Below are 17,082 nucleotides of genomic sequence, written 5' to 3'. Positions count from 1 at the left end.
ATCTTCCGTAATTTCTAATTCTGGTTTTGGTCCGTTAAACATGCTGGCCTTTTCTGATTCATTCATCATGGTGAAATCTTTCGTTGGGATATAGGCAACACCGTTTTTCCAGCTAAAACCTTTTTCACTTACATCTGTTGCCCAAGCTACTGTATATCCATTTTTTAATGCATTATCTATAATATCAGTAAGTTCCTTTATTTTAACATTATAAACCTGATCAAAAGACCAATTGTCTGGAACCATCAACACAAATTTTTCATATAATGGCTGTTCTTTGAAAGAAGAGACTTCTATATAATCCTGCGGATTTAAACCAACAACTTCTTTTGCAAAAGTTTGCGGTGTATAGCTTTTTCCGTTATAGGTGAATTTTTCCGGGACTTCACCTAAATAAGAATCAACAAGCGAAGTGTAGGCTTTTATCCAATTAGGAGTAAGTGATTTATTTGGGTTTTTGATAACGGCATTTAAAACGCCTTCCTGTATGGCAGCCATCTCTCCAAATTGGTTAATATCTGTCCCATAATTTAAACCTGTATAAACTTCCTGAGGAACTATTCCATACTTGGCATACATATTAATAACATCATGAAGGGCACCACCGTCACCTAAAGTAACTGCACCATGCATTCTTACATAGTTTTTCCCTTTTTCAATATAAGCATTGCGAACAATAAACATTTCGGAAAGATCAATAGCCGGCTTTCCTGCCTTAATCATTTCCGATTCGAGAAAAGAGTTTGTAGAATAGCTCCAACAAGTTCCGGAAGAACCCTGGTTTTTAATAGAGGTGTTTGTCAGATTAATTATTGGGGTAAAGGTGAAAGACTGCTTACTTATCTCACTTTGGTTCTTGCTTAAGGAGTTTATCAGGTTGTCCTGAGCGTAGGATACAAAAACAGTTGATATGGCAATGCAGACCGATAAAGCACTTCTAAGAAATTTATTCATTATTATCAATATAAATCAAAGTTTAAAAACCGAGAGGAAGAGCGCTTCCTTCATCCGGAAATAAAAATAACCAAAATCAGATTTACAGATAGTAATGTTTGCTTATTGTTACATAAAGCTTAGAAATAGCCTTTAAACGAAGGGGAAAAATATAATCTCTTCTACTTTATTCTGTTCTGGTTCGCTTTAACAAAAGATTCCCAGCCAGAATAAGATTTGCTGTTACCGCTGCTTACTTTCTGAAAAGAATGACATACTGCAACCGCCAAACCATCTGTGGCATCAAGAAATTCTGGAGTCTCTTTAAAAGAAAGCAATTGCATTAACATCGCTGCCACTTGCTCCTTACCTGCATTGCCGTTTCCGGTAATTGCCTGTTTTACTTTTTTTGGAGAATACTCTACAATAGGAAGATTTTTTGCCAATCCGGCAGCCATGGCAACTCCTTGTGCTCTGCCCAGTTTTAACATTACCTGAACATTTTTACCATAAAATGGTGCTTCCAGAGCCATACAATCTGGTTTATATTGCTCTATTAATAAACTGGTTTTTTCAAAAATGCGTTGAAGTTTCAAAGGATGATCGTCCAGATGATCTAATTTAATCACACCTAAACTAATTAAAGAGATCTTATTTCCAGTTTCTTTAATTAGGCCATAACCCATAATAGCAGTGCCCGGGTCTATACCTAAAATAATACGTTCTTTGGATTTTTCTCTTTGCATGAGCGCAATATTAAGCTAATTTCTTAACATTGTACAAAAACAAATCCCATTGGCCGCCAATAAAAAGAAATTTTTAAGTTATCTCATAAAAATCGCAGTGTTGGTACTGGCAACAGTATTCATATATAAGAAACTTACAGATAACCAGAATTTAAAAAACTTTGTAAATCTGGTAAATGGTTTGGACAAGAGCGAAGTAAGATTCTCCATTTTCGGGATTTTAACCTTAATGCTTCTCAATTGGTTTATAGAAAGTGTAAAATGGAAATATATTATTAAAAAAGTAGAGCAAATAAGTCTATGGAAATCAATAGAATCTGTTTTTTGCGGTTTAACATGGGCGGTATTTACGCCGAATAGAATTGGCGAGTATGGTGGCAGAGTATTCTTCCTTTCTGCCAAAAAGAGAATAAAAGGAGTGGTTGCTATGAGTGTTGGCCATATAGCACAAATGGTTTTAACCAATATTTTTGGAGCCATTGCCTTTTTATGGTTTATTTACACCTTTCAGGATATGGATGCCTGGGTTTATGTAGCTATCGCTTTCATGACGTTGGTTTTCTGTTCATTTTTTATCATCTTTTATTTCAATATCTATTGGTTAGATAATCTGATAGGAAACATAAGTTTTCTAAAGAAATTCCGACGTTTTTCGGCGGTTTTAGAATCTTACAGCAAATATGAATTATGCATTATTATGTTTTACAGCTTTTTCAGATTTGTAGTTTTTACCTCTCAGTACTTGCTTGTTATGAAATTACTGATTCCCGAAATAGCTGTTTATCACTGTATATTATTAGTTTTTATATTATTCTTTGTGCAGTCTGCTTTACCTTCCTTAGATTTGCTCGATTTTGGAGTTAGAGGGATGACAGCAACCTATTTTTTCGGTTTTATCACTAATCAGGAAATAGCTGTTATGGCAGCTGCTGCGTTAATCTGGTTTGTAAACCTGATTATACCGGCAATAATCGGTTCTTTTTTTGTTTTTAAGCTTAAATTCTTTGGGAATAACTATTAGTATTATTTGTGCGTTTCTTACGCTTTTTTATGTAGGACTACTTCTTTTTTTTAGTCGGGGCTGGGTTCGCTTACCTAAATTCAAACGGATAGAAAAAAGCTATAAAACCAAAGTTTCAATAATTATTGCGGCAAGAAACGAAGAACAAAATATAGCAAGTACAATTGGCGATATTCTCCGACAATCTTATCCTAAAGGTCTTTACGAATTAATTATAGTAGATGACCACTCTACAGATAAAACAGCGGAAATAGTTAAAAGTTTTCAGTCAGAAAATGTGAAGCTTATTCAGCTAAATGAGCCGGATGTACTTAATTCTTATAAGAAAAAAGCCATAGCAGAAGCTATAAAAAATTCTTCGGGAGAACTAATCGTTACTACAGATGCAGATTGTAGCATGGGGCCCAAATGGCTGGAAACAGTAATTAACTGTTATGAGCAGAATCATTTTAAAATGATAAGCTCTCCGGTAAGTTATTTCAGAGAGAAAAATGAATTTGAAGAAATGCAAACTCTGGAATTTTTATTTCTAATAGGTTTAGGTGCGTCGGGCATTGGTAATAAGATGCCTACTACCTGTAACGGTGCAAATCTGGCCTACCAGAGAGAGGCTTTTTTAGAGGTGGGTGGTTTCCAGGGAATTGATAATCTGGCGTCTGGAGATGACGAACTGCTATTGCATAAAATGACCTTTAAATATCCAAATGCTATAGGTTTTTGCAAATCTGAAGATGCGATTGTCTATACCGAAGCCAAAGAGAATCTGCAGGAGTTTATTTCTCAAAGGAAGCGCTGGGCTAGTAAAAGTACCAGGTACAAAGACAAAAGAATTGTATTTGTTGCAGTTTCTATCTGGTTATTTAATGTTTCTTTTTTGTTTAATTTTGTGTCGGTATTTTTTGAAGCATATGCACTAAAAGTATTTTTGTTTCAGTATCTTGTCAAAATGCTCGTAGAAGTATTCTTCTTGTCAAAGATAACTTCATTTAATAAGCGTATAGAGTTACTGAAATATATTCCGATTTTAAGCCTGATACATCCATTATATATAGTTTATATTGGTCTTGCCGGCAATTCGGGAAAATATAAGTGGAAGGGACGAACTGTTAGATAATTTATTTTGCAATTGATTGATAATAAGTTGGATAAGTATAACAATATTACCGAGTCGGAAATTGAACAGGTTGATCTAATAGAGTTATTGCTGGACAGGCAAGCGGAACTGAATACCCTCTTAGAAATAACACAGGCTATTAACAGGAATGTCTCTAGCAGCACCTTGATTAATATGCTCGAACTTATACTTAAAAATAGCTTATGTATACAGCATTTTTTATTGCTCATACAAGACGAGGGCAAATTTAAAAGAGTTTCCAGCTTTGGGAAAGCTTATTATCTTACCGAAGATTATACGCCTTTAATAGCCGATTTCGTACATGATAAAAAAGCTATTGATCTTATCGGAAATTCAGATCCGTATTTAGAGAACTTTCGTTATTTTATTCCTGTGTATCCTAAAGAACAAGAGCAGGCCCTGGCTTATGTACTTGTAGGAGATCTGATGGCCAAAGACAGAATCATTACCAAAAATCGGATTAATTATATACGCACCTTAATTAATGTCGTTATTGTTGCGCTAGAGAACAAGAAACTTTTTCAGGAAAGAATCCAAACAGAAAGGCTACAAAAAGAATTAGAGCTTGCAGGTAAGGTGCAGAATATGTTCATTCCAAAAGAACTGCCAGTAAATAAAATTTTTGATTTTGACGCTGTATATCTTCCTCATCAAAATATTGGCGGAGATTTTTACGATTTAATACAACTTAACGCAGACGAGTTTCTTTGGTGTATAGCAGATGTCTCTGGAAAAGGTATTTCGGCAGCTTTGTTGATGTCCAATTTTCAGGCTAGCTTAAGAGCATTAGCTTCAACAGATATATCGCTTAAAGAACTTATAGTGAAATTAAATTATCTGGTTTGCAATAACACCAATGGAGAACGTTTTATTACAGTTTTCCTGGCCAGATATAATGGTAAGACACGGAAGGTAGAATATATAAATGCCGGACACGCCGCCCCTATACTTTTACAAGAAGGGAAAGCCGTAATGTTAGAAAAGGGCTCTACCGTGATAGGTGTATTCGATGACTTACCCTCTATATGCATAGGAGAAATAGAAATAGCTCAGGATGCTCTGGTGTTTAATTATACAGATGGTATAACAGAACATGATGGAGATGAAGACAAGATAATTCATGAAAAAGATCTTATAGATTTTCTAGAAAGAAACCGAGATAGAGCATTAAAAGAAATACACGCAGATTTGCTAACGCTGTTGCGTAATACACATAGAGAGCAAGAAGCTAAGGATGACATTACTATGCTTTCCCTAAGATTTCATTGATTTCTAAGCCAGAAGGAAAAAGTATCACAAATTCAACTACAAAAAATTTTATGCAAACCTTACCGGTAACGATTGCATAAATAAATATGGTCTGAAAATATAATGCTGGGTTTTTATTTACTAAAATTGTTTTAAAACAGCATTAAATCAAGTCAGATAACAAGCAGAATAGAAAGAGAAAACTAATCGGTTTGTTAAAATTAGGCCATTTATGAAGAATTTAACGAAAGTACCTTTTGGTTTGGTGGGGTTTGCATTGCTTAGTTTTTTAGCGGCGAATCTTCACGCCCAAAACCCGTCAGAAAGAAGGGCAGATTCGATTTTATTCGAAAAGACATTCAGCGTTAAACTCCCAACAGTTAAAACTCCGGTATTTAAAAAAGATACATTCTATGTTGAGCAATATGGAGCAAAACCGGATGGAGTTACGTTAAATACAAAAAGTATTAATGCAGCTATAGATGCATGCAGTAAAAATGGTGGTGGAGTAGTATTTTTAGGTGGCGGAGTTTGGTTAACCGGTCCAATTCAATTAAAAAGTAATGTAAACCTACATATAAAAAGAGATGCCATTCTGCTGTTCACCAAAGACAAAAGTCAATATAAATTAATTGAAGGCAATTGGGAAGGAAAACCAGCAGTAGTAAATGAATCGCCTATTTCTGCCTTTAATGTAGAAAATATAGCCATTACCGGAGAAGGGATTATTGATGGCAGCGGAGAAGTATGGCGATTGGTGAAAAAGGGAAAAATGACCGCATCGCAATGGAAAGCCCTGATAGCATCTGGAGGTGTTTTAAGTGACGATAAACAAAGCTGGATGCCTTCCGAAAGTTATAAAAAAGGAGACAAAGCCGGTAATGCCAGAAATCTTAAACCAGGGGCGGTATTAGCCGACTATGAGCCTATGAAAGATTTTTATAGGCCAAACCTGTTAGTCATTGCAAATTCTAAGCGTATTTTATTAGAAGGCGTTACCTTTCAAAATTCCCCGGCCTGGTGTCTTCATCCGTTAATGAGCGAAGATTTGGTGCTTCGTAACGTATTTGTAAAAAATCCATGGTATGCGCAGAATGGGGATGGCATAGATATAGAATCCTGCAAAAATGTACTTATAGAGAACTCTACTTTTGATGTTGGCGATGATGCTATCTGTATCAAATCTGGCAGAGATGAAGCAGGAAGAAAAAGAGGAATGCCTACTCAGGATGTAATCGTTAGGAATAATGTAGTTTATCATGCCCACGGCGGATTTGTAATTGGGAGCGAGATGTCGGGTGGTGCTAAAAATCTTTATGTATACAACAATTCATTTATCGGAACTGATATTGGTTTAAGATTTAAGACTACAAGAGGCAGAGGTGGTATCGTAGAAAAGGTTTACATTGCTAACTCCTACATGAAGGATATTCCCGGCGATGCAATCCTCTTCGATATGTATTATGAAGCAAAAGATCCAGTGCTTTTGGCGGGTGAGCAAAGACCAGAACCCAAAGCAGAGTTCAAACCTGTTAGCGAAGCGACTCCTCAATTCAAAGATTTCTATATCAAAAATGTAGTTTGTAAGGGAGCAGATAAAGGACTGTTTGTAAGAGGTATTCCAGAAATGAATGTGCAGAACATTTATCTTGAAAATTTAACGCTGGATGCAAAAACCGGTATCGAAATTATAGAAGGAAGTAACATTAATATTAAAAATATTCATTTGGTTACCTCCAATACAAATCCTTTAATTTTTATAGAGAATAGCAAAAAAGTAACCATAGACGGTTTTAAAAGTGCTAAAAAGGACAATATGCTTTTAAGTGTATCTGGAGATAGAAGTGCAGAAATTTCACTTAAAAATGCAGAAATAAAAGTATCTAAAACCAATGTTGAGTTTAATTACGGGGCGAAATCATCCATTTTAAAAACTAAGTAATGAGAAATCTGATAAAAAATATAGGAATTCTTTCTGCTGCTGTGTTGCTTGCAGTTAATGCTTTTGCAGCCAGACAAAACAACGAGCCGAAAATTTCAGAGGAAATAGCTGCTACAATTATGTCTAAGTGGACATATCCTATAGAAAACGAAAGCAGAAGGATAAAGTGGACTTATGAAACGGGAGTTTTTCTGGAAGGTATACGAGATGTGTGGCAAAGCACAGCAAAAAAGGAATACTTTGACTATGTGCAAAAAGCAATGGATACTTATATAGACGAAACTGGCAATATAAAGACCTACAAGTTTGCAGATTATAATATAGATAACATAAAGACTGGCAGAAGTTTATTGTTGCTGTATAGAGTTACCGGAAAACAAAAATATTTTAAAGCTGCGGCGCAATTAAGAAAGCAACTTGAAGAGCAGCCAAGAACAAAAGCAGGTAGCTATTGGCATAAAAAAATATATCCTAACCAGGTTTGGTTAGACGGGTTGTATATGGGAATGCCTTTCTACACAGAATGGGCTTCTATGTTTAATGAAACAAAGGTTTACGATGATGTAGCCAATCAGTTTGTGCATATCGAGAAAGAAGCCAGAGACCCTAAAACCGGATTGATTTACCATGCCTGGGACGAATCGCGTGAACAAAGATGGGCGAATAAGGAAACCGGAAACTCTCCGCATTTCTGGGGAAGGGCAATGGGGTGGTATGGCATTGCCATGATTGATGTGCTGGAGTATTTTCCAAAAGATCATCCCGGGAGAAAACAAATTATTGATATCCTGAACAGATTTGCGGAAGCCGTAACTAAGGTACAAGATAAAAATTCCGGACTATGGTATCAGGTTTTGGACATGCCCACAAGAGAAAGAAATTATGAAGAGGCTTCGGCCTCAAGTATGTTTGTGTACGCTTTGGCAAAAGGAGCCAGATTGGGGTATCTTCCACAGAAATACGAAGCTGTCGCTCAAAAGGGCTACGAAGGAATTAAAAAGAAGTTCCTGGAAAGAGGGGCAGATGGTCGTCTCCATCTGAATGGGACCGTTAGTGTTGCCGGTTTAGGCGGAAATCCTTATCGTGATGGCAGCTATGATTATTACATGAGCGAAAAAGTCGTTCAGGATGATCCGAAAGGAATAGGTGCTTTTTTAATGGCAGCTAATGAAATGGAAATCAGGGATATTGCACAGGTAGGTAAAGGCAAAACTGTAATGCTGGACAATTACTTCAATAATGAATTCAGGAAAAATGCTTTGGGCCAGACAGAGAGCTATCATTACGTATGGAATGAGCTGGATAATAATGGTTTCTCTTTATGGGGTTTGAATTTTGTAAAAAGAGGCGCAAGATTAGAAACACTAAAAGAAGCACCAACTGCCAAAAATCTGTCTAAAGCGGGCGTTTATATTATTGTAGATCCGGATGATGAAACCGAGACAGCTCAGCCAAATTATATGGATGCTAAGTCGGTAAATAACTTAAAATCCTGGGTTAAAAAGGGCGGCGTTTTAGTATTAATGGCTAACGATTACAAGCATTGCGAACTGAAGCGTTTTAATGAGTTGCCAAGAGCTTTTGGTATAGAATTTAAAGAAGAGCTTAAAAATCCGGTAACAGGAAATCAGTATGAAATGGGAGCTATTCAGGTAACGGATAATAACGAGATTTTCAAACAATCCAAAAAGCTTTATCTGAAAGAAATCAGCACACTAAATATAAAATCTCCTGCAAGGTCTATTTTAAAGCATAATGGTGATGTTGTTATAGCAGCAACCAAATACGGAAAAGGGACAGTTTTCGCTGTAGGTGATCCCTGGTTATATAATGAATACATAGATGGTAGGAAGTTGCCGGCAAGCTTCGACAACTTTAAAGCTAGCGAAGAGCTGGCAGAGTGGTTGTTGAAACACAGTTCAATCAAGTCAAAAAAATAGAAAAAGTTAAGAAATAAGTGATGGAGTTATTAAACAGAGAGCAGTTGAAGGCAGGGAATACTCAGGTAGTTTGCCCTCCTGTGAGCACTTTAGAGTTGCCAGAAAAAGTTCTGCAATTTGGAACGGGCGTTTTGCTTAGGGGATTGCCAAATTACTATATTAATAAAGCAAATTTAGCCGGAAAGTTTAATGGACGTGTAGTTGTGGTAAAATCTACTGACCAGGGCGGAACTGACGATTTCGATAAGCAAAACAATTTATATACTATTTGTATAAGAGGCATTCAGAACGGAGAAAAAAAAGAAGAAAACCAGGTGATTTCTGCTATAAGTCGGGTGCTTACAGCCAGCCAGCAATGGGAAGAAATTCTGGATTTTGCCGCCAGCCCTAGTTTAGAAGTAGTTATTTCAAATACTACCGAAGTAGGTATCCGTTTAGAAGAAGATAATGTGCATGCTCAGCCTCCGGTTTCTTTTCCCGGAAAGCTATTAGCTGTTTTGTACCATCGCTATAAGATGTACAATGGTTCAAAAGACAGAGGCCTGGTTATTATTCCTACAGAATTAATTCCGGATAATGGAACAAAGCTAAAAGAGATTATCATAGAACTTGCTCACCAGAATCAGCTTCCGGAAGATTTCGTTACCTGGGTAGAAGAAGTAAACCACTTCTGTAATTCTTTGGTAGATAGAATAGTTCCGGGAAAACCACATGCAGATTTAAAACAGCAGTTAGAGCAGGAACTGGGATATAAAGATCAATTATTGATTATGTCTGAGGTTTACAGTCTGTGGGCTATCGAAGGAAATGAGAAAGTTAAGAATGTTTTAAGTTTTGCCCAGACAGATCCCGGTGTTGTGGTAACACCAGATATTGGTTTGCACAGAGAGCTGAAACTTAGGCTGCTGAACGGGACACATACTTTAAGTTGCGGTATTGCTTTTTTATCTGGTTTCCCAACCGTAAAAGAAGCAATGGATAATGCGGAAATGTCTGCTTATATAGAAAATTTAATGAAGCAGGAGATTGCTAAATCTATTCCGTACGAAGTAGATGAGCAAACAGCAATTACCTTTGCAAATAACGTAATAGACCGTTTTAAAAATCCGCATATAGAACATCAATGGTTAAGTATAACCATGAATTATACTTCTAAACTGGGTATGCGTGTAGTTCCATTATTATTAAACCATGCAAAGAAATTTAATAATGTACCAGAATTAATGGCATTTGGCTTTTCAGCTTACATTGCTTTTATGAACGGCTACGAGAAAGACGGCAAATACTTTGGAAAGACAGCAGGCAAAGAATATCCTATTAATGATGACAAAGCAGCTTATGTTATCGATTTATGGAATAAGAACGGGAAAGAGGGAATTGTTAAAGCCATTTTAAGTGATGAAAAACTGTGGGGTACAGATTTGACCCAAATTGCAGGTTTTGAAAATACAGTAAATAATAATTTACAGAATATACTGGAACAAACTGTTCCAACTGTTTTAAACAGTTTGTTTATAAAAGCATAAGGAAATGAAACATAGAGTTTTGAAAGTAAATCCGAGTGACAATGTACTGGTTGCTTTAACGGATTTAAATAAAGGTGATATTATTCACTACGGAGGGGAAGAATATGTGCTTTCCGAAGATGTTAAGGCAAAACACAAATTCCTTACAGAAGATTTATCACAAGGTGATGAAGTTATTATGTACGGAGTTTTAGTTGGAAAAGTGCAGGAAGACCTTAAAAAAGGAAGCTTGTTAACTACAGCTAATCTGAAACATGCTGCTTTGGGTTTTGAAACCAGTGCAGAAAGAAAAACTACCTGGAATATTCCGGATGTTTCCAGATGGGCAGGAAAGACTTTTAAAGGATATCATAGGGCAGACGGAAGCGTAGGAACAGCCAATTATTGGCTGGTGGTACCTATGGTTTTTTGTGAAAACAGGAATTTGGATGTTTTAAAAGAGTCTTTAATAGAACCTTTGGGATACGGTCGTAAAAATGATTATCAATCTCAGGCAGATAAACTGATCGCTATGTATCGTACAGGAGCAAAACCGAGTGATATTTTAGAAGCAGAAGTTTTTGTCGAGAAACAAAGCGATAAATCTAACCGGGTTTTTCCTAATGTAGATGGAATAAAATTCTTGAAACATGATGGTGGCTGCGGAGGAATCAGACAAGATGCAGAAACCCTATGCGGGCTTTTAGCTGGTTATATTACCCATCCTAATGTTGCTGGAGCGACAGTTTTAAGCTTAGGTTGTCAGAATGCACAAGTTTCGATTTTACAGAAAGAAATTGCAAAGAGAGACGCTAACTTCTCTAAACCCCTATATATTTTAGAGCAGCAGCAGATTGGTACAGAAGCTGACCTGATTTCTGAAGCTTTAAAACAAACTATGGCGGGTTTGGCTGAAGCTAACCAAAATAAAAGAGAGGACGCCCCACTGAGTAAAATTACTATCGGTCTGGAGTGTGGCGGTTCAGATGGCTTCTCTGGTATTTCTGCCAATCCGGCTATCGGTTATACATCAGATTTATTAATTGCATTGGGTGGATCGGTGATTTTAGCCGAGTTCCCTGAGCTTTGTGGTGTAGAACAAAACTTAAGTGACAGATGTGTCTCCGTAAGCGAAGCAGAGCGTTTTTCTAACCTGATGCGTACTTACGAAAGAAGAGCAGAAGAAGCGGGCTCTGGTTTTGATATGAACCCTTCTCCGGGAAATATTAAAGATGGTTTAATTACAGATGCCATTAAATCTGCCGGAGCAGCAAAAAAAGGTGGAACTTCTCCGGTTGTAGAAGTTTTAGACTATCCTGAAAAAGTAACCAAACCAGGTTTGAATTTATTGTGTACTCCGGGTAATGATGTAGAAAGTACAACGGCCGAGGTTGGTTCCGGTGCAAATGTGGTATTGTTTACTACCGGTTTAGGGACACCAACAGGAAATCCTATTGTTCCGGTTGTTAAATTGAGTAGCAATACGACACTTTTTAATAAGATGAGCGATATCATCGACATCAATACGGGAACAATTATAGAGGGAGAAGAAACTATAGAAGAAGCGGGTGCGAGAATTTTAGATTATGTTATCGCGGTAGCTGGTGGAGAAATAGAAGTAAGCGCCGTAAGGCATGGGCAAGACGACTTTATCCCTTGGAAACGAGGCGTTAGTTTATAGCCAGTATTTAATTTAATAGTATTTATAACAGAAGCTATCGTAATCGGTTACGTGAAAAAAAACGGTAACTTATGTGAACATAATCGGGTATTTTTCCCAATTTACAACTTCATATAAGCTAAGCGGGACTGAGGACGATAGCTTCTTCAATTAAAAATTTAACAGATGAAAGAAGGTTCGGTTATTCCAGAAGATTTTTTATTGTATTCAAAACAGGCAAAAGCATTGTATCATGACTATGCTAAAGATATGCCTATTGTAGATTATCATAACCATCTCCCTCCTAACGAGATTGCAGAAAACAAAAAGTTTAAAACAATCACAGAAATATGGTTAAAAGGCGATCATTATAAATGGAGGGCCATGAGAGCCATGGGAGTAGATGAGAAATACATTACGGGTGATGCAAGCGATCTGGAAAAATTCAAAGCATGGGCTAAAATTGTTCCTGCGGTAATCAGAAATCCATTGTTCCACTGGACACATATGGAGCTGAAGAATCCATTTGGAATCAATAAGTTCTTAAATGAAGATTCGGCAGAAGAAATTTATCACCAATGTAATGAACTTTTAGCACAGGATAACTTCTCTACACAAGGGTTGTTAAAAGGTTTTAATGTGGTAATGGTTGGAACAACTGATGATCCTACAGATTCTTTAGAATACCACAAAACTTTATTGAATAGTGACTTTTCAATAAAAGTAAAGCCTTCTTTCAGACCAGATAAATCTTTAATTATTGGAGATGCAGGTAATTACAGAGCATATATAGTAAAATTATCTCAGGCATCTGGTGTAGATATTAAAGATGTTGATTCGCTGGTTGCAGCTTTAAGAAACAGAATTGAATTCTTTGCAGAACATGGTGCTTCAATATCAGATCACGGATTGAATACTGTTCCGTCTAAAATTTCTCTGACTGCAGAGCAAAAAGAAGAATTCAAAAAATTCCTTGCAGGAGATGCAAGTACCTTCTCGGACGTAGATGCATTTGCAGGTTACGTTTTAACAGAAGTTAGTAAAATTTATCACGAAAAAGATTGGGTACAGCAATTTCATCTGGGGGCGATTAGAAATAATAATCACGGACAAATGAGAAGATTAGGTCCGGATACAGGATACGATTCTATTGCAGATTATCCACAGGCTCAAAGTCTTTCTAATTTCTTAGGTAATTTAAGTTTAGAAGACCAATTGGCTAAGACCATTATCTATAACCTGAATCCGGCTGATAACGATGTTTTTGCAACCATGATAGGTAATTTTCAGGATGGAAAAACCAGAGGGAAAATGCAATTTGGATCGGGCTGGTGGTTCCTGGATCAGAAAGATGGAATGGAAAAACAATTAAATTCTCTTTCAAATATGGGGGTTTTAAGTACATTTGTTGGAATGCTGACAGACTCAAGAAGCTTCTTGTCTTATTCCAGACATGAATATTTCAGAAGAATCTTGTGTAATCTGTTAGGAAGCGAAATGGACAATGGACAAATTCCTGATGATGAGAAGTGGATTGGTAAGATAGTTCAGGACATTTGCTATAACAATGCAAAAAACTATTTTAATTTATAATGGCGAAAGTATTGACATTTGGAGAGCTTCTTTTAAGAATCTCTCCGGATGCAGAAGCCAACTGGTTAAAAACCAATAAGGTTTCTGTTTTTGTTGGTGGAGCCGAGTTGAACGTAGCTACGGCTCTGGCAAAGTGGGGCACAGACGTTTATTATTTGACGGCCCTTCCTGTTCATTCTCTAACACATCAGATTTTAGATTATGTAAATTATCTAAAAATAGACACCTCTAAAGTTGCCTTACAAGGTGAAAGAATAGGAACCTATTATCTTCATGAAGGAAAAGACTTAAAAAGTTCCGGGGTAATTTACGATAGGGCATATTCTTCATTTTATTTTCTAAAACCTGGAGATATTAATTGGGACAAAGTACTGGAAGGCGTAACTCATTTTCAGTTTAGCGCTATATGTCCAGCTGTTTCGTTAAGTGCTGCAAACGTTTGCCTTGAAGCTGTAAAGGCTTGTAAAGAAAGAGGAATATTTGTGGCACTGGATTTAAACTTCAGAGCTTTGTTGTGGAAATACGGAAAAAATCCGGTAGATATTTTACCAGAGATAGCAGAATACTGTGATTTAATTATGGGAAATATTTGGGCAGCACATCGTATGTTAGGTACGCCTTTATACAATGAATTGATAGAACCGGACACCCTGGATAAGTATTATGAACATTCGGCAAAGACTTCGCAGGAAATAATTGATCGTTTTTCATCATGTAAGATAGTAGCAAATACGTTCAGGTTCGAAGCGGGAGAAGGCGGAATTAGTTATTCTACCACTTTATATACCGAAGGTAAATTGTATAATTCTAAAAAATATACAGCAGATAAAATTATAAATAAAGTAGGCAGCGGCGACACATTTATGGGAGGTCTGTTGTTCGGCATTACGAACCAATTAAGTAATCAGGAGACTCTGGAATTTGCAACTGCAGCAGCCTATAAAAAATTATTTATACCTACAGACGCAACGTCAACAACAAAAGAAGAGATTTTTGAAACAATAAACAGCCATGATAAATAAAGAAGGAATACTTGATATTATCATAGAACAAGGAATGTTGCCTTTGTTCTATCATGAAGATAAAAACTTGAGTTTAGATGTCATTAAAACCTTGTATGATGCAGGAGTTAGAACTTTAGAGTACACAAACCGAGGTCCGGCTGCATTGGAAAACTTTAAGTTTTTAAAAGAGAACACTAAGAGTTTAGAAGGGTTTTATTTAGGTATAGGTACAATCAAAACTGCAAAAGAAGCTCAGGATTTCGTAGATGCCGGTGCAGATTACATCGTAGCCCCAACAGTAAATGAAGAAGTGGCTAACGTGGCTAATTCCAATAATTTACTTTGGGTTCCGGGTTGTATGACGCCTACCGAAATTAGTAAAGCACAAACTTTAGGTGCATTATTGATTAAATTGTTTCCCGCAAATATTTTGGGCCCGGGTTTCATGGGAGCTATTAAAGAACTTTTTGCAGGTCAGAAATTCATTCCTACAGGAGGCGTAGAAATCGAAGAAAATAATTTAAAAACCTGGTTCAAGTCGGGTGTTTGTGCAGTAGGAATGGGCAGTAAGATGATTACGAAAGAGATTCTTGATAATGGCGATTTAGCAACATTGAAAGCAAACGCCGTTAAAGCATTAACTTTAATCAAACAATCAAAATAATAGAACCTAAAAAATTAAACGACATGAGTACAAACAAAGTAGGGAAATACAGGTGGTCGATATGTGCCCTTTTGTTTTTCGCAACTACAATCAATTATTTAGACAGGCAGGTTCTGTCGCTAACCTGGAAAGATTTTATTGCTCCGGAATTTCATTGGACAAATAACGATTACGGAAATATCACAGCATTATTCTCTATTTTTTATGCCGTAAGTATGCTTTTTGCCGGTCGCTTTGTAGATTGGATGGACACTAAAAAAGGTTTCCTTTGGGCAATAGGTATCTGGTCTATTGGAGCTATACTTCACGCTTTTTGCGGTATTGCCACATCTGGAGTTGTAGCAGGAAAATGGTTCGTTGGTTTTGAAGGCGCGAAAGAAGCAATTGCTACGGTTAATGATATCGGACTGGTACTTAACGTGAGTGTGGCATTATTCATTTTTGCTCGTTTTGTTTTAGCTGTTGGAGAAGCGGGGAACTTTCCGGCAGCAATTAAAGCAACTGCAGAATTCTTTCCTAAGAAAGACAGAGCTTTAGCAACCAGTATTTTTAATGCAGGTGCTACAGTTGGTGCATTAGCTGCGCCAATTACAATTCCTGTTATTGCTGAGCATTGGGGCTGGGAAATGTCATTCATTATTATTGGTGCTTTAGGTTTCATTTGGATGGGATTCTGGGTGTTTATGTACCAGAAACCAGAAGTTCACCCTAAGATTTCTAAAGAGGAACTGGCATATATTCAACAAGACAGCATTAGTGAGGGTGGAGAGGTTAAAGAAACTTCTGGTAAAGCTGCGAAGAAGATTTCATTCTTAGACTGTTTTAAACATAAGCAAACCTGGGCATTTGCTTTCGGTAAGTTTATGACGGACGGCGTATGGTGGTTCTTCCTTTTCTGGGCACCAGCATATTTAAGTTCTGTTTATGGGATCAAATCATCAGACGTAGAAGGCCAGTTAGCTATATTTGTTTTATATGCAATTACACTCTTATCTATTATAGGAGGCTGGTTACCAACTTACTTTGTAGAGAACAAAGGAATGAATCCTTATGCGGGGCGTATGAAGGCGATGTTGATATTTGCTTTCTTCCCATTGGTGGTTCTTTTGGCTCAGCCTTTAGGTCATATCTCTTACTGGGTTCCGGTTATTTTAATCGGTATCGGAGGAGCAGCGCATCAAGCCTGGTCTGCTAATATTTTCTCTACAGTTGGAGATATGTTTCCGAAATCTGCAATTGCTACTGTCACTGGAATAGGTGGTATGGCAGGCGGTATCGGGGCCTTTATCATTAATAAATGTTCAGGATTACTTTTTGACTTCTCGCAAAGGAATTGGACTAAAGTGGATGGAGTTGCTTTATTAGAGAAATATCCTCAGTTACAAAATGTAGAAACAAAACAGGATTTTCTACTTCAACACGGTGCTGCAAATGTAGAGGAGTTTTTAAAAGGACTATCTAGTTCTGGTCTACATGTTGCGAATGGGATAAATACAGGTTATATGATCGTATTTTCTGTTTGTGCCGTAGCTTATTTAATTGCATGGGTAGTAATGAAGGCTTTAGTGCCGAAAATGAAAATGGTAGAAATATAATACTGATTTCAGATAATTCAATAGAAAGGGCGGGGAATTCCCCACGAATGGTCGGAAGATTTTTCTTCCGACTTTTTTATTTATAATGGTTTTTGG

At 36.9% G+C, this 17,082-nt stretch carries 13 protein-coding genes; 11 read left to right on the top strand and 2 right to left on the bottom strand.

From position 1 onward, the window contains the following. Together ABWO41_RS06585 and ruvC are read right to left on the bottom strand one after the other, a co-directional pair. The coding region (locus ABWO41_RS06585) for a C1 family peptidase (protein ID WP_353135299.1) at positions 1 to 954 on the bottom strand (954 nt) is incomplete at its 3' end. A 161-nt stretch (positions 955 to 1,115) separates the two neighbouring features. Then, on the bottom strand, positions 1,116 to 1,679 hold the full coding sequence (gene ruvC / locus ABWO41_RS06580; protein ID WP_353135296.1) for a crossover junction endodeoxyribonuclease RuvC: 564 nt from the start codon (positions 1,677 to 1,679) through the stop codon (positions 1,116 to 1,118). Positions 1,680 to 1,728: 49 nt separating this feature from the next. Here ruvC and ABWO41_RS06575 point away from each other — a divergent pair, with 49 nt between their 5' ends. From ABWO41_RS06575 to ABWO41_RS06525, 11 genes are all read left to right on the top strand, one after another. Further along, positions 1,729 to 2,700, top strand: coding sequence for a lysylphosphatidylglycerol synthase domain-containing protein (locus ABWO41_RS06575; protein WP_353135293.1), 972 nt, complete (start codon positions 1,729 to 1,731; stop codon positions 2,698 to 2,700). Then, a complete protein-coding gene (locus ABWO41_RS06570; protein ID WP_353135290.1) occupies positions 2,684 to 3,814 on the top strand; it encodes a glycosyltransferase family 2 protein in 1,131 nt (376 codons plus the stop codon). Before ABWO41_RS06575 ends, ABWO41_RS06570 begins: the two co-directional genes overlap by 17 nt. A gap of 12 nt (positions 3,815 to 3,826) precedes the next feature. Then, positions 3,827 to 5,104: a PP2C family protein-serine/threonine phosphatase gene (locus ABWO41_RS06565; protein WP_353135287.1), complete on the top strand. Its 1,278-nt coding sequence runs from the start codon at positions 3,827 to 3,829 to the stop codon at positions 5,102 to 5,104. Positions 5,105 to 5,315: 211 nt separating this feature from the next. After that, positions 5,316 to 7,025 carry a glycoside hydrolase family 28 protein gene (locus ABWO41_RS06560; protein WP_353135284.1) on the top strand — a complete coding sequence of 570 codons (1,710 nt, stop codon included), beginning with the start codon at positions 5,316 to 5,318 and terminating at the stop codon, positions 7,023 to 7,025. Beyond that, the gene (locus ABWO41_RS06555) at positions 7,025 to 8,965 is read left to right on the top strand and encodes a glycoside hydrolase family 88/105 protein (protein WP_353135281.1); all 1,941 of its coding nucleotides are present in this window, start codon (positions 7,025 to 7,027) and stop codon (positions 8,963 to 8,965) included. The genes ABWO41_RS06560 and ABWO41_RS06555 overlap by 1 nt, the downstream gene beginning before the upstream one ends. Positions 8,966 to 8,985: 20 nt before the next feature. After that, on the top strand, positions 8,986 to 10,491 hold the full coding sequence (locus ABWO41_RS06550) for a tagaturonate reductase (RefSeq protein ID WP_353135278.1): 1,506 nt from the start codon (positions 8,986 to 8,988) through the stop codon (positions 10,489 to 10,491). Positions 10,492 to 10,495: 4 nt separating this feature from the next. Continuing rightward, positions 10,496 to 12,151 carry a UxaA family hydrolase gene (locus tag ABWO41_RS06545; RefSeq protein ID WP_353135275.1) on the top strand — a complete coding sequence of 552 codons (1,656 nt, stop codon included), beginning with the start codon at positions 10,496 to 10,498 and terminating at the stop codon, positions 12,149 to 12,151. A 165-nt stretch (positions 12,152 to 12,316) separates the two neighbouring features. Continuing rightward, on the top strand, positions 12,317 to 13,723 hold the full coding sequence (gene uxaC / locus ABWO41_RS06540) for a glucuronate isomerase (RefSeq protein WP_353135272.1): 1,407 nt from the start codon (positions 12,317 to 12,319) through the stop codon (positions 13,721 to 13,723). Next, positions 13,723 to 14,745: a sugar kinase gene (locus tag ABWO41_RS06535; RefSeq protein ID WP_353135269.1), complete on the top strand. Its 1,023-nt coding sequence runs from the start codon at positions 13,723 to 13,725 to the stop codon at positions 14,743 to 14,745. Before uxaC ends, ABWO41_RS06535 begins: the two co-directional genes overlap by 1 nt. Beyond that, a complete protein-coding gene (locus tag ABWO41_RS06530; RefSeq protein ID WP_353135266.1) occupies positions 14,735 to 15,391 on the top strand; it encodes a beta/alpha barrel domain-containing protein in 657 nt (218 codons plus the stop codon). The genes ABWO41_RS06535 and ABWO41_RS06530 overlap by 11 nt, the downstream gene beginning before the upstream one ends. A gap of 23 nt (positions 15,392 to 15,414) precedes the next feature. After that, the gene (locus ABWO41_RS06525) at positions 15,415 to 16,986 is read left to right on the top strand and encodes an MFS transporter (RefSeq protein ID WP_353135263.1); all 1,572 of its coding nucleotides are present in this window, start codon (positions 15,415 to 15,417) and stop codon (positions 16,984 to 16,986) included. The last annotated feature ends 96 nt before the right edge of the window (positions 16,987 to 17,082 follow it).

It is taken from the genome of Pseudopedobacter sp. (assembly GCF_040392825.1).
Classification (GTDB): domain Bacteria; phylum Bacteroidota; class Bacteroidia; order Sphingobacteriales; family Sphingobacteriaceae; genus Pseudopedobacter.
The sequence above is the reverse complement of the archived record's forward strand: the minus strand, read 5'-3'. Positions and strand labels throughout refer to the sequence as shown.